This window comes from Bradyrhizobium sp. SZCCHNGR1005 (assembly GCF_032489995.1).
Lineage (GTDB): Bacteria > Pseudomonadota > Alphaproteobacteria > Rhizobiales > Xanthobacteraceae > Bradyrhizobium.
Map to the genome: position 1 here is coordinate 618,449 of NZ_JAUEZC010000002.1, position 13,625 is coordinate 632,073.

General features: G+C 64.4%; 12 protein-coding genes. 8 read left to right on the forward strand and 4 right to left on the reverse strand.

The window, feature by feature from the left end:
* Window positions 1-103: 103 nt before the first annotated feature.
* Window positions 104-1,306 (forward strand): penicillin-binding protein activator, encoded by a 1,203-nt coding sequence (locus tag QXZ85_RS08930; protein ID WP_315702237.1) that lies wholly within the window; start codon window positions 104-106, stop codon window positions 1,304-1,306.
* 66 nt (window positions 1,307-1,372) lie between these two features.
* Here the strand turns inward: QXZ85_RS08930 and hemW are convergent, their stop codons facing one another.
* From hemW to rph, 3 genes are read right to left on the reverse strand one after another with little or no spacing between them, the layout of a single operon-like run.
* Entirely contained in the window at window positions 1,373-2,524 is a 1,152-nt protein-coding gene (hemW, locus tag QXZ85_RS08935; RefSeq protein WP_316173962.1) for a radical SAM family heme chaperone HemW, read from the reverse strand.
* Window positions 2,517-3,155: an RdgB/HAM1 family non-canonical purine NTP pyrophosphatase gene (rdgB, locus tag QXZ85_RS08940; protein ID WP_315702235.1), complete on the reverse strand. Its 639-nt coding sequence runs from the start codon at window positions 3,153-3,155 to the stop codon at window positions 2,517-2,519. The genes hemW and rdgB overlap by 8 nt, the downstream gene beginning before the upstream one ends.
* Window positions 3,152-3,865 carry a ribonuclease PH gene (gene rph, locus QXZ85_RS08945; protein ID WP_315702234.1) on the reverse strand — a complete coding sequence of 238 codons (714 nt, stop codon included), beginning with the start codon at window positions 3,863-3,865 and terminating at the stop codon, window positions 3,152-3,154. Before rph ends, rdgB begins: the two co-directional genes overlap by 4 nt.
* 150 nt (window positions 3,866-4,015) lie before the next feature.
* On the opposite strand from rph, the gene hrcA reads away from it, so the two are divergent.
* The 3 genes from hrcA (at window position 4,016) to QXZ85_RS08960 (ending at window position 7,567) form a co-directional block, all read left to right on the forward strand.
* Window positions 4,016-5,104, forward strand: coding sequence for a heat-inducible transcriptional repressor HrcA (hrcA, locus tag QXZ85_RS08950; protein ID WP_315702233.1), 1,089 nt, complete (start codon window positions 4,016-4,018; stop codon window positions 5,102-5,104).
* Window positions 5,105-5,237: 133 nt separating this feature from the next.
* Window positions 5,238-5,861, forward strand: coding sequence for a nucleotide exchange factor GrpE (gene grpE, locus QXZ85_RS08955; RefSeq protein ID WP_315702232.1), 624 nt, complete (start codon window positions 5,238-5,240; stop codon window positions 5,859-5,861).
* A gap of 185 nt (window positions 5,862-6,046) precedes the next feature.
* Complete coding sequence (locus QXZ85_RS08960) at window positions 6,047-7,567, forward strand: hypothetical protein (RefSeq protein WP_315728093.1); 1,521 nt, start codon at window positions 6,047-6,049, stop codon at window positions 7,565-7,567.
* A 12-nt stretch (window positions 7,568-7,579) separates the two neighbouring features.
* On the opposite strand, the gene QXZ85_RS08965 is transcribed toward QXZ85_RS08960, so the two are convergent.
* Window positions 7,580-8,518, reverse strand: a complete 939-nt coding sequence (locus QXZ85_RS08965) for a hypothetical protein (protein WP_315702230.1) — start codon at window positions 8,516-8,518, stop codon at window positions 7,580-7,582.
* A 426-nt stretch (window positions 8,519-8,944) separates the two neighbouring features.
* On the opposite strand from QXZ85_RS08965, the gene dnaK reads away from it, so the two are divergent.
* The 4 genes from dnaK to QXZ85_RS08985 all read left to right on the forward strand — a co-directional run bounded on the left by dnaK (window position 8,945) and on the right by QXZ85_RS08985 (window position 13,625).
* Window positions 8,945-10,840: a molecular chaperone DnaK gene (gene dnaK / locus QXZ85_RS08970; protein WP_315702229.1), complete on the forward strand. Its 1,896-nt coding sequence runs from the start codon at window positions 8,945-8,947 to the stop codon at window positions 10,838-10,840.
* A 142-nt stretch (window positions 10,841-10,982) separates the two neighbouring features.
* Window positions 10,983-12,110, forward strand: coding sequence for a molecular chaperone DnaJ (gene dnaJ / locus QXZ85_RS08975; RefSeq protein ID WP_315702228.1), 1,128 nt, complete (start codon window positions 10,983-10,985; stop codon window positions 12,108-12,110).
* Between the two features lie 207 nt (window positions 12,111-12,317).
* Complete coding sequence (locus QXZ85_RS08980) at window positions 12,318-12,920, forward strand: class I SAM-dependent methyltransferase (RefSeq protein ID WP_315702227.1); 603 nt, start codon at window positions 12,318-12,320, stop codon at window positions 12,918-12,920.
* Window positions 12,921-13,046: 126 nt separating this feature from the next.
* Entirely contained in the window at window positions 13,047-13,625 is a 579-nt protein-coding gene (locus tag QXZ85_RS08985) for an NAD(P)H-dependent oxidoreductase (RefSeq protein WP_316173964.1), read from the forward strand.

The window sequence follows — 13,625 nt, forward strand, 5'->3', positions numbered from 1 at the left end:
TGTTTTGGTTAACTATTCGTCGACAATATGCCTGAATCCGTCCCCCATGTCGGTGCGGGGGCGGATCAATCCTGGCCGGTCTCCGGCCAAGCAAAGAGATGCCATGGCGGGCCCGCGTGATCCCAATTCAGCTGCTCCGAGGCCGGAGCCCACCCGGCTCGCTCGGCGGACCGCGCTGGGCCTTATTCTCGGCGCGCCGCTGCTGTCGGCCTGCTCCAGCGTGTCCAATCCGTTCGAGCAGGCGGCCCCCGGCGGACCGCCGCAGCAGCCGGCGGTCGCAGGCAATGGCCAGGTCAAGGTCGGGCTGATTCTGCCGCTGTCGGCCTCCGGCAATGCCGGTGTTGCCGCCCTGTCGATGCGGCACGCGGCCGAGATGGCGCTGGCCGAGTTCCAGAACCCCAATATCCAGCTTCTGATCAAGGACGACGCCGGCAGTCCGCAAGGTGCACAACAGAGTGCACAACAGGCCTGTGACGAAGGCGCGGAGATCATCCTCGGGCCGCTGTTTGCCGGCTCAGTGCCGCCGACCGCACAGGTGGCGCGTGCACGGAACGTCTCGGTGATCGCCTTCTCGACGGATTCCAGCGTCGCCGGGCGCGGGGTCTATCTGCTCAGTTTTCTGCCTGAGTCCGACGTCAGTCGGATCGTCGAATATTCTGTCGGCATCGGCAAACGATCCTTTGCGGCGATGTTGCCGGACAACGCGTACGGCACGGTCGTCGAAGGCGCTTTCAAGACCGCGGTCAGCCGCAAGGGCGGCCGTATCGTTGCGTTCGAGAAATACGGACAGGATCGCGCCACCACGGCACGGACCGTGGCGCAGTCGCTCGGCGGTGCCGACGCGCTGTTGCTGGCCGATGATGGCGACGCCGTCGTCGCAACCGCCGATGCGCTCACGGCGGCGGGCGCCAATCTCCGCAACATCCAACTGCTCGGGACCGGCCTGTGGGACAATCCGCGCGTCTACGCCAGCGCCAACTTGCAGGGCGGCTTGTATGCCGCGCCGGATCCATCGGGCTTCCGCGCCTTTTCCGGCCGTTATCGCACGCGCTTCGGCTCGGAGCCGGTACGCACCGCGACGCTCGCCTATGATGCGGTGGCGCTGGTTGCGGCATTGGCGCGGACCCAAGGCCCGCAGCGCTTCGCGCCCGACGTGCTGACCAACGCATCCGGTTTTGCCGGCATCGACGGCCTGTTCCGCTTCCGCACCGACGGGACCAATGAGCGGGGGCTTGCCGTGATGCGGGTGGCATCGGCCGGTGGCCAGGCGGTTGCGGGGTCGCCGAAGAGCTTCAGCGCCACCTAAAAGATCTCGCTATTACTCGAGCATGATCTTTTGGGAAAACCGGTCTCAACTCTTCCGGATCATGCTCTAGGCTGCGAGATCGGCCACGACTGCGTCGAGCACGGGGAACCCCTCCTGCGTCACGCGCAGCCGGCCGTCGGTATCGACGACGATCGCGCCTTCCTCGCGGAGCAGCGCAATCCGCTGCGGGTCGAGCGTACGTCCTGAAATAGCCGCGTAGCGCTTGGGATCGATGCCTTCGGCCAGCCGCAAGCCCATCAGCAGGAATTCGTCGGCACGTTCTTCGCGGTTGAGCGCGTCGTCGATAGTCACACCATGGCCGTTGGCTTCGACCCGCATCAGCCAGGCCTCAGGGCGCTTGTCGGTCGCGGTGGCGTAGCGGACGCCGTTGATGTCGAGCCGGCCATGCGCGCCGGGTCCGATGCCGGCATATTCGTGGCCGCGCCAATAGACCAGATTGTGCCGGCATTCCGCGCCCGGTCGGGCGTGGTTGGAAATCTCGTAGGCCGGCAGGCCGTGACGGCTGCAGACCTCCTGCGTCACGTCGTAGAGTACCCGTGCCAAACCTTCGTCCGGCGTCTTCAGCTTGCCCGCGGCGTGCAGGCCGAAGAAGGGCGTGCCCTCCTCGATCGTGAGCTGGTACAGCGACAGATGCTCCGCCGCCTCGCCGATGGCGCGCTTGAGCTCCTCCGTCCACATCTGTGGCGTCTGATCGGGACGCGCGTAGATCAGGTCGAACGAATAGCGTCCGAACGTGCTGCGTGCGATCGCAACCGCATCCATGGCTTCTTGCGCCGTGTGCAAACGGCCCAGCATTTTCAGCGAGACGTCGTCGAGCGCCTGCACGCCGAGCGAGACGCGATTGACGCCGGCCGCGCGATAGCCGGCAAAGCGCGTGGCTTCGACGCTGGTCGGATTGGCTTCCAGCGTCACCTCCACATCAGCGGCGACGCGCCAATGTTTGCCGATGGCATCAAGGATGGTGCCGACGGTCTGCGGCTGCATCAGCGACGGCGTGCCGCCGCCGAGGAAGATCGATGTGACATCGCGCTGCCCAATACGTCCCGCGGTGGTCTCGATCTCGCGCGCGAACGCGCGCGCAAAGCGCTCCTGGTTAATGGCGACGTGGCGGACATGGCTGTTGAAGTCGCAATAGGGGCACTTCGACAGGCAGAACGGCCAATGCACATAGACGCCGAAAGCGGACGGATCAGGCAAGGCAGATCTCCGCAAGCTTCACGAAGGCCCGGGCACGATGCGACAGGCCGAGCCCGAGCGGCGGCAGGCCGTGCTTTTCGACCGCGGTCATCTCGCCGAATGTCCTGTCGTGGTCGTCGGGCCGGAACATGGGATCATAGCCGAAGCCTGCATTGCCGCGCGGCGGCCAGACCAGGGTGCCGTCGACGCGCGCCTCGACCTCCTCGATATGGCCGTCGGGCCAGGCCACGCACAGCGCGGAGACGAAATGCGCGCGGCGCTGCTCCGGCGACGTCGCGCCGCGTTCCTGCAACAGGCGCTCGATCTGTGTCATCGCGGCGGTGAAGTCCTTGGATGGTCCCGCCCAACGCGCCGAATAGATGCCAGGTGCGCCGTCGAGCGCCTCGACCACGATGCCGGAGTCATCGGCGAACGCCGGCAATTGCGCGGCTTTGGCCGCTGCGATCGCCTTGATGCGCGCATTGGCCTGGAACGTTTCCCCGGACTCGTCGGGTTCGCCGAGCCCCAGCTCGCCGGCCGATACTGCCTCGACCCCATGCGGCGCCAACAGCTCGCGCATCTCGGCCAGCTTGCCGGGATTGTGCGTGGCGATGACGAGGCGGCCTTCGATTTGCCGGTGCGTGTTCGTCATGCGACCGCGAGCTTTTGTAGATCGACCAGCCGGGCCACGCCCTTGCGCGCAAGCGCCATCAAGGCGAGGAACTCGGCCTCCGTGAAGGGCGTCTTCTCGGCCGTGCCCTGTACTTCGATGATGCGGCCGTCGCCAGTCATCACGAAATTGGCATCGGTCTCAGCTTCGGAATCCTCAGCATAATCGAGATCGAGCACCGGGGTTCCGTTGTAGACACCACAGGAGATCGCAGCAACATGGTCGCGCAGCACCTCGGTTTTCACCATATTGCGCGCCTTCATCCAGCTGATGCAGTCCGCGAGAGCGACCCAGGCGCCGGTGATCGATGCGGTGCGGGTGCCGCCGTCCGCCTGGAGCACGTCGCAGTCCACAGTGATCTGGCGCTCGCCGAGTGCCTCGAGGTTGATCGCGGTCCGCAGGGAGCGGCCGATCAGGCGCTGGATTTCGACCGTGCGGCCGCTCTGCTTGCCGGCCGAGGCTTCGCGCCGCGTCCGCTCCAGGGTCGCCCGCGGCAGCATGCCATATTCGGCGGTGACCCAGCCGCGGCCCTGCCCTTTCAGCCAGGGCGGCAAGCGATCCTCCAGGGTGGCAGTAACCAGCACATGGGTGTCGCCGAACTTCACTAGGCAGGACCCCTCGGCATATTTGACGACGCCACGTTCCAGGCTGACGGCGCGCAGTTCATCCGGTGCACGGCGGCTCGGCCGCATGAGAATCCTCCGAAGCAGGGTAAAATATCGGCTATGCCGAGGCCTTGTAGGGGGGGTGATCAGGACCGGCAAGGCCTTATCGTGCCCCGGACTGGCTTGCCACGGGCCTGCCGCATGGACAAATTATGGGCAATCCGGAAGGGGATAGCTGTGGCACACCACGACCCGATCAACCTGATAACACCGCCTGCCGGGCTCGCGCAGCTCAACGAGCGGTCGCGGGAGATTTTCCGGCAGATCGTCGAAAGCTATCTGGCGACCGGCGAGCCGGTCGGCTCGCGCAACCTCTCCCGCCTGATTACGGTTCCGTTGTCACCGGCCTCGGTCCGCAACGTCATGGCCGATCTCGAGCAGCTTGGCCTGATCTATGCGCCGCATACGTCCGCCGGACGGCTGCCGACTGAGCTCGGCCTGCGCTTTTTCGTCGACGCCCTGATGCAGGTGGGCGACATGACCGAAGCCGAGCGGCAATCGATCGAGGGCCAGTTGGCATCGGTCGGCCGGGCGCAATCGGTCGAGGCCGCGCTGGATGAGGCGCTGACCCGGCTCTCCGGCCTTACACGGGCGGCCGCGGTGGTCCTCACGGCCAAGTCCAATTCGCGCCTGAAGCACATCGAGTTCGTGCGGCTGGAGCCGGAACGGGCGCTGGCCGTGCTGGTGGGCGAAGATGGCCAGGTCGAGAATCGGGTCCTGACCCTGCCGCCGGGCGTTCCCTCGTCGGCTCTGACCGAGGCCTCGAACTTCCTCAATGCCCGGATCAGGGGACGGACGCTCGCCGACGCGCGGCTGGAGCTCGAGACCGCTCTGGCGCGAGATCGCGTGGAGCTTGACGAACTGGCCCAGAAGGTGATCGCCGCAGGATTTGCGAGCTGGTCCGGCGGTGACAATGATGACAGGCAGCTGATCGTTCGCGGCCATGCCAATCTCCTCGACGATCTGCACGCCCTCGAAGATCTCGAGCGCGTGCGCCAGCTGTTCGATGATCTCGAGGCCAAGCGCGGCGTGATCGATCTGCTCGGCCGGGCGGAAAATGCGGAAGGCGTCCGCATCTTCATCGGCTCCGAGAACAAGCTGTTCTCGCTGTCGGGTTCGTCGACCATCGCGGCACCTTATACCGATGCGAGGGGTCGCATCGTCGGTGTGCTCGGCGTGATCGGTCCGACGCGGCTGAATTATGCGCGGGTGATCCCGACCGTCGACTATGCCGCGCGTCTGGTCAGCCGGCTTCTGGGTGGCTGATGAGGGCAACAGCGGGGTTGCTCGACCGTGACTTCGTCGGCCAAGTCCATGCTGTGCTTGATTTTCGGCGCTCAAAGCACGATATCCCGGCCGACACACCCCCCTTCCAGTTGATTTTGCGAGAAGTCTGTCCATGACCGATCCCGACCTGCAGAAGAACGATCCGGCGAACCCGGCGCAGGCCAACGAACCCGTCGTTTCCAGGCCTTATGTGATGCCCGACGATCCCGAGACCGGCTCTGTGGAGGCATTGGCCAAGGAGGCCGCCGAGGCCCGGGACAAGATGCTGCGGACGCTGGCGGAGATGGAAAATCTGCGCAAGCGCACGGCGCGGGAAGTTGCCGACGCGCGCATGTACGGCATCACGGGCTTTGCCCGCGATGTACTCGATATCGCGGACAATCTGCAGCGTGCGCTCGATGCGGTGCCGGCAGAAGCGCGGGCCGCAGCCGACCCCGGTCTGAAAGCGCTGATCGAAGGCGTCGAGCTGACGGAGCGCTCGCTGCACAACACGCTGGAGAAGAACGGCGTGAAGAAGCTGGATCCGTCCGGCCAGAAGTTCGATCCGAATTTTCATCAGGCGATGTACGAGGTTCCTGATCCGTCGGTACCCTCCGGCACGGTCGTTCAGGTGGTCCAGGCGGGCTATACGATCGGCGAGCGCGTGCTGCGGCCGGCCTTGGTCGGCGTATCCAAGGGCGGACCGAAGGCTGCGCCGGCGGCTGCAAACACGGATGAACCCAACAGCGCGGCTTGATTTTCCGCTCAGTGCTCGGCCGCTTTCGTCAACGATCGACGGATGACGAATGTGAAGCCACGGTGTCGTGCCGTGGCTTCCGGCTGCGTAGCGATCGCAACGCGGTCCGGATCTTCTCCGGAGCTCCTGAAACAAAGCCTTAATGGCGCTTGGCTACGGTCCCGAGAGTTGCGGGGGTGTACGCCATGGCTATGAATATCCATACCGCGCCCCGGCCGATCTGCAGGCCGGAGGTGGACCGGACCTTAGCCCTGCAATGGGGCGCGATCGTTGCGGCGTTCAGCGCAGCGATCGTGATGCGCCACATTGTGGCGGCGAGCCCCGACGTGAGCTGGCTGCTGATTGCGGGCGAGCGCTGGCTCGACGGGCAGCGGCTATATTCCGAAATCCTGGAGACGAACCCGCCCATGGCGGTCTTCGTCTATCTCCCCGGGATCCTGATTGCCCGCGCCCTTGGCTGGAATGCTGAGGACGTCGTCGATGGCCTCGTGTTCCTGGCCATCGCTCTGTCTCTCGGTCTGAGCGCTCTCATCCTGCGAAAATCGACCGTTATCGGGGCGAGACAGGGCTGGGTCCTTGCAATCACTGCCGTTCTCGTCCTGGCGGTCTTGCCGGTCCAGTCCTTTGGACAGCGCGAGCATATCGCCGTGATCGAGATGATCCCTGCGATGGCTGCTCTTGCGCTGCGCCTAAACCGCGAAACTCCGCCCGCATGGACGATCGGGATAACAGGCGTCGGCCTTGGCTTGGCACTGTGTTTCAAGCCTCATTTCGCGCCTGCAATGTTCTGCTGTCTGCTTGTGGCGGCAGCGTCTGCGAGATCGTGGCGAGTGCTCGTCGCACCGGAGAACATTGTCGCTGTCGGTGTGATCCTCGCCTACAGCGTCTGCACGATCTGGTTCTTCCCCGAATACTTCACCTTTATCGTGCCGCTGATCCGCGACGTCTACTCGATCGGACAGCCGATGGGCGCCATGTTGATGAAGCCGGCCGTCCCATTGTTGGGCCTCACCTTGATCGCGACGCTCGTGCAGAAGCGATGCAAAGCTATGACGCCGACATTGCTCCTTTTGCTGGCCGCGTCCGTCTGCTTCGGAATCGTCTATCTGTTGCAGCGTAAGGGCTGGCCATACCACGCCTATCCGATGCTGGCCTTTTCCTGGCTCGGGTTCGGCTATGCCATCTCGTTCAGCGAGGATGGCTTCGACGCCGTTCCTCGCGGGCTTCGCCCTGGCGAGCTTGCCGCATGTGGGGCTCTGTTCCTGGCCGCGATGGTGTGGTTCAATCTGGGGATGGATGCGCGCTTCTTGCAGCCGGCCATTGCAAGGACAGGTCTGCAACATCCGACCATCCTGGCGATCTCGGCCGATGGAGCGATCGCTCATCCGCTGACGCGCGCGATCGGGGGCGTGTGGGCGTCGCGCGAGCAGCGGCTGCTCGTACCGAGATACGAGCAGCTGGTCAGAAGCATACCATCATCGGATTCGAACACGCTGGCAGCGCTCGCGGGATATGCGCAGCGCGAACGCGCGTGGCTGATCGAGGATTTCCGCCGAAATCGGCCCGCGATCGTGCTGGTCGACAATGCAACGGACGATTGGGCCGCCTGGATACACGACAGCCCCGAGCTCGACAGGTTGTTGCAGGGTTACCGGCTCTCGGAAACCGTCCAGAACATCGATGTCTACGTCCGCCGGGGCGGCTGACGTGGCGCTTCGTCACCCCTTCGGCTGGATTCCATCCCGCACGGCCCGGAAGCGCGGGAACGCTGCCGACCATTGATCGCGCGGAGCGCTGCCGATGATGCGCAGCGTGGTCGGACCGCCGAAGCGCAGCCACTGCACGATGGTGACGGGCGTATTGTCCTTGCCGCTGGTCGCATCGATCCGCGTCTCATAGGCCGGCAAGCCGTCGATGCGGATCGGCTCCGACATCGTCAAGCGGGCATCGCGCACGCCGGGGATCGTCGTTGCGGCTTGCTGCGCGAAGCGCCCGCGGTCGCCAGGCTCCGTCGGTGCCGCGGCAATCAGGCTGACCACCATGAAGGGAGCGGACTCGAAGCCTTTGGCTTCATCGCCATCAGCAAGGATCAGTGCGGCGCCCGGTGCCAAGGTGCGGACCGTCTTGAAACTCGCGAGCTCGGTAACCTTGAACGGCATCAGCGAGAGCTGCTCGTCGACCGGGACTTCTTTTCGGACTGCGGCGGAGGCAAACATCTGGCGAATCGCGTCGTCGGTGTAGATCTTGCTCGCGCTCTCCGGGACCTGCGCGGCGACATAGCCCGAGAAGGTGCCGCCGGCGACAATCATGGAATAGCGACGCACCGGCGTGGCGCCATCCTTGCCGTTCTCGACGGTGTAGTAGCCGAGCCCGGCGGTGGTCTCGATGCTTTCCGGCTTGATGCCGCCGGTGCCGCCCGGATTGGCGGTGAAGGCGTTCTTCACTTCGCCATAGGCATCGGCAGGCAGCTCCGCGAGCAGGACCTTGACGCTGTGATCTTCGGTCTCGAAGCCGGGGAAGGACTTGGCGACGGAGAGGCCGACCAAAGGGGCCAGCCCGACGCGGGCGCCGGGTGGAAAAACCGCGTCTGCCGCGAGGACCGGCCGCAGCAGCATAGTAGACAGTGCGGCCGCAATGAGGAGTCGAAAGAACGTCATGAATCATCTGCCTCGTTAACGAATACCGCCAGATCGCCGGCTGTCGCGGTCCCCGCCGGGTGGTGGTTCGGCCGCACGCTTTTAACGGGTTTGCGGCAATGGCGACAGGCTCTTGCTCGGGATTTGAAGTTCCGCGAGCCGCGGCTGCCCTGCCCGTTTGGAATTTCCTAACCACAGCGCATGATGGCGCGTGGTCCTGGGCGGGACCGGAGCGGATCCGGTCAGCCGCGAGCGCGCCTCATCGAGGGCCGTAAAAGCTTCGGTCTTTCGACCACCGAGCCGGTGGTTCGGTCCTTGCGGGCCGGTCCCCCCCTCCTATATGAGGCTCATCGTCGCAATATCGCGAGCATTTGATCTGAGGGGGTTTGGATTGGGGGCGCCGTCAGGGCCCCTCCCAACCTGCCGCAAAAAGAAGGACATGAGACCATGGGAAAGGTCATTGGGATCGATCTTGGCACCACGAATTCGTGCGTGGCCGTGATGGATGGCAAGGCGCCGAAAGTCATCGAGAATGCCGAGGGCATGCGCACGACCCCGTCGATCGTCGCCTTCAGCGATGATGGCGAGCGGCTGGTCGGCCAGCCTGCGAAGCGCCAGGCGGTGACCAATCCCGAGCGCACCTTCTTTGCGGTCAAGCGCCTCATCGGCCGCCGCTATGACGACCCGATGGTCGAGAAGGACAAGAAGCTCGTCCCCTATAAGATCGTCAAGGCCGGCAACGGCGACGCCTGGGTCGAGGCCGACGGCAAGGCCTATTCGCCCTCGCAGATTTCGGCTTTCATTCTGCAGAAGATGAAAGAGACCGCCGAGGCCCATCTCGGCCAGAAGGTCGACCAAGCCGTCATCACCGTTCCCGCTTACTTCAACGACGCCCAGCGCCAAGCCACCAAGGACGCCGGCAAGATCGCCGGCCTCGAAGTGCTGCGCATCATCAACGAGCCGACCGCAGCCGCGCTCGCCTATGGCCTCGACAAATCGAAGTCCGGCACCATCGCGGTGTACGACCTCGGCGGCGGCACCTTCGACGTCTCGATCCTGGAGATCGGCGACGGCGTGTTCGAGGTGAAGTCGACCAATGGCGACACCTTCCTCGGCGGTGAAGATTTCGACATGCGGCTGGTCAACTACCTGGCCGACGAATTCCAGAAGGAGCAGGGCATCAACCTGCGCAACGACAAGCTCGCGCTGCAGCGCCTCAAGGAGGCTGCTGAAAAGGCCAAGATCGAGCTGTCCTCGACCACGCAGACCGAGATCAACCTGCCCTTCATCACGGCCGACCAGTCCGGCCCGAAGCATCTGACGATGAAGTTGACCCGCGCCAAGTTCGAGGCGCTGGTGGCCGACCTCATCGAGAAGACGGTCGAGCCGTGCCGCAAGGCGCTGAAGGATGCCGGCCTCACCGCCGGCGAGATCGGCGAAGTGGTCCTGGTCGGCGGCATGACCCGCATGCCGAAGATCCAGGAGATGGTGAAGCAGTTCTTCGGCAAGGAGCCGCATAAGGGCGTCAACCCGGACGAGGTCGTGGCGATCGGTGCAGCGATCCAGGCCGGCGTGCTGCAGGGTGACGTCAAGGACGTGCTGCTGCTCGACGTGACCCCGCTGTCGCTGGGCATCGAGACCTTGGGTGGCGTGTTCACCCGCATCATCGACCGCAACACCACGATCCCGACCAAGAAGAGCCAGGTGTTCTCGACCGCCGAGGACAATCAGAACGCGGTCACCATCCGGGTCTTCCAGGGCGAGCGCGAAATGGCGGCCGACAACAAGATGCTCGGCCAGTTCGACCTGATGGGTATTCCGCCCGCACCGCGCGGCATGCCGCAGATCGAGGTCACCTTCGACATCGATGCCAACGGCATCGTCAATGTGTCGGCAAAGGACAAGGCCACCGGCAAGGAGCAGCAGATCCGCATCCAGGCTTCGGGCGGTCTGTCGGAAGCCGACATCGACAAGATGGTCAAGGACGCGGAAGCCAATGCCGCGGCCGACAAGAAGCGCCGCGAGGCGGTCGACGCCAAGAACCACGCCGACGCGCTGGTGCACTCCACTGAGAAGGCGCTGGCCGAGCATGGGTCGAAGGTTGCCGACAGCGAGCGTCGCGCCATCGAGGATGCCGTCAGCGATCTGAAGGAAGCGCTGAAGGGCGACGACGCGGAGGCCATCAAGGCCAAGACCAACACGCTGGCGCAGGCTTCGATGAAGCTCGGTGAGGCCATGTATAAGCAGCAGGCCGAGAGCGATGCGGCTCGCGATGCCGCCAAGGATGACGTGGTCGACGCGGAGTTCACCGAGGTCGACGACGACAAGAAGAAATCTGCTTAAGTCCAGGCAGAGGCGATGTCATGACCCCCATGCCAAAGAGCGCACGATGCGTCTCATTGGATGGGGGTCATTTTCATTGAGCCGAAGCCTGCGCGTTTCGCGCCAGCCCTTCGGCCTGACGACGTTCGGGCGGGTTTGATTGATGTCCACCAAGCGCTGCTACTACGAAACTCTGGAAGTTGAACGCGATGCTGACGAGGGCAAGCTCAAGGCTGCCTTCCGCAAGCTCGCCATGAAATGGCATCCGGACAAGAATCCGGGCGACGCGTCCAGCGAAGTGAAGTTCAAGGAAATCAACGAAGCCTACGAGGTGCTGCGCGACGCCGACAAGCGCGCGGCCTACGATCGCTACGGCCACGCTGCATTCGAGCAGGGCGGCATGGGTGGCCCGCACGGTTTCGGTGCCGGTTTCGCCTCGTCATTTTCCGATATTTTCGAGGACCTGTTCGGCATGGCCGGGCAGCGCCGCGGCACCGGGCGCGAGCGCGGCGCCGACCTCCGTTACAATATGGAGATCACGCTCGAGGAGGCCTTCCAGGGCAAGACCGCGCAAATCGAAATTCCCGTGTCGGTCACCTGCGAGTCGTGCTCGGGCACTGGAGCCAAGGCAGGCACCAAGCCCAAGACCTGCGGCATGTGCGGCGGCGCCGGCCGCGTTCGCCAGGCGCAAGGCTTCTTCACCTTGGAGCGGACCTGTCCGGGCTGCCAGGGCCGCGGGCAGATGATCGAGGATCCCTGCCCGTCATGTTCGGGCTCCGGCCGCGTCACGCGCGACCGCACTCTGTCGGTCAATATCCCGCAGGGCGTCGAGGACGGCACGCGAATCAGGCTGGCGGGCGAAGGCGAGGCCGGCGTCCGCGGCGGACCGCCGGGCGACCTCTACATCTTCCTGTCGCTGACACCGCACGAGTTCTTCCAGCGTGACGGCGCCGACCTGCACTGCCGCGTGCCGATCTCCATGGTCACTGCGGCGCTCGGCGGTGAATTCGAGGTGCCGACGATCGACAAGGGCAAGACCAAGGTCAAGATTCCTGCCGGGGCCCAATCGGGTCGTCGCTTCCGCATCGCGGCAAAGGGCATGCCGGTGCTGCGCTCGCGTCAAACCGGCGACATGTACGTCCAGATCGTGGTCGAGACGCCGCAGAATCTCACCAAGAAGCAGCAGGAACTGCTGCTTGAATTCGAGAAACTGTCGTCTGGCGAGACCCACCCGGAGGCTGCCGGCTTCTTCGCCAAAGTGAAGGACTTCTTCGGTACGCGCGCCACTTGAAGCGCGTGCTCATCGGCTCAGTCGTTGCACCGGCAGGTATAGGTGCAGCGCAACCGCTTAGCCGCCTGCAAATAATTTGCAGGGACCCGCGGAGCCGCGCCGCTTGGCCGAGCGTTACGGTTCAGCTTGACCGCCTCGCCTCCGCCCTATACGTCTTTGTGACTCTTTTCTGACATCGCCGTGAAGACGGTCCCGTCTGGTACTGAGATGCCTCTCCCCTCGTCCGTGCGTGCGTCGAAAAAGCCTCTTCGTCTGGACGACGAGGTTCGATTTCTCCGCTCCTGGATCGAAAAACCTCTGCACATGGGTGCAGTCATGCCATCGGGCCGGTTTCTCGCCCGTACGATGGCGCAATACGTTGACCCGCACGCGTCGGGGCCGGTCGTCGAGCTCGGGCCCGGCACGGGCGCGATTACCAATGCGCTGGTCGAGCACGGCATCGATCAAAAGCGCTTGGTGCTGATCGAGTACAATCCCGGTTTTTGTGCCCTGTTGCGCGACCGCTACCCGCAGGCGCGGGTGGTCCAGGGCGACGCCTACACCTTGCGAGACACGCTCTGGAACGTCCTGGCGGCGCCGGCCTCGGCGATCGTGTCCGGGCTGCCGCTGGTGACCAAGCCGATGCTCACCAGGCTGAAGCTGATCCGCGATGCCTTTGCGGCATTGGCGCCGGGCTCGCCCTTCGTCCAGTTCACCTATTCGGTGGTGCCCCCAATCCCGAAATCATTGCCCGGCGTGACCACGGAAGCCTCGGAACGGATCTGGATGAATCTTCCGCCGGCCCGCGTCTGGGTGTATCGCAAGGGCTGACGGACCTATCCGCCGCTGGTGCCTGGTTCTGACATTCGTATCATTCGCGGCGCGCGGTTAGAGTAAAGCAGCGAATGTCAGACGCGCCACACGAGTCGTGGCGGGTCGCTCATGACCCACCCGAACATGACCGCACTGAAAATCCTCATCATTCCCGGCTCGGTGCGATCAGGCTCGCGCAACGTCAAGCTGGCGGCAGCCGCGGCTGATCGGCTCCACCAGGCCGATGTCGATGTGACCCGCATCTCGCTGGCCGACTATCCGCTGCCAATCTACGACGCGGACCTGCAGGGGATGTCAGGCGTGCCGAGGCATGCGCTGAACCTCAAACGCATGATCGCCGCACATGATGGTGTCCTGTTCGTCACCCCCGAATACAACGCATCGATCCCGCCGCTTCTGAAGAATGCGATCGATTGGGTGAGCCGGATTGCAGAACCGCATGAGCGCGGCAGCGGGGTGTTTCGCACACGACCCTTTGCCATCGCCGCAGCATCCGAAGGCGGGCTTGGGGGCGCTCGTGCGCTGGCCGCCTTGCGGCTGATCCTGACGGCATGTCATGCCAGCGTGATCCCCAACCAGCTTGCGCTATCCTTTGCCGATCAGGCCTATAACGAGACCGACCGCTTGAAGCAGCCTCAAGATGTCGATGCGCTCGATGCGCTGGTCCGGCAACTGATCGCGTTTGCACAACAGATGAAGTGA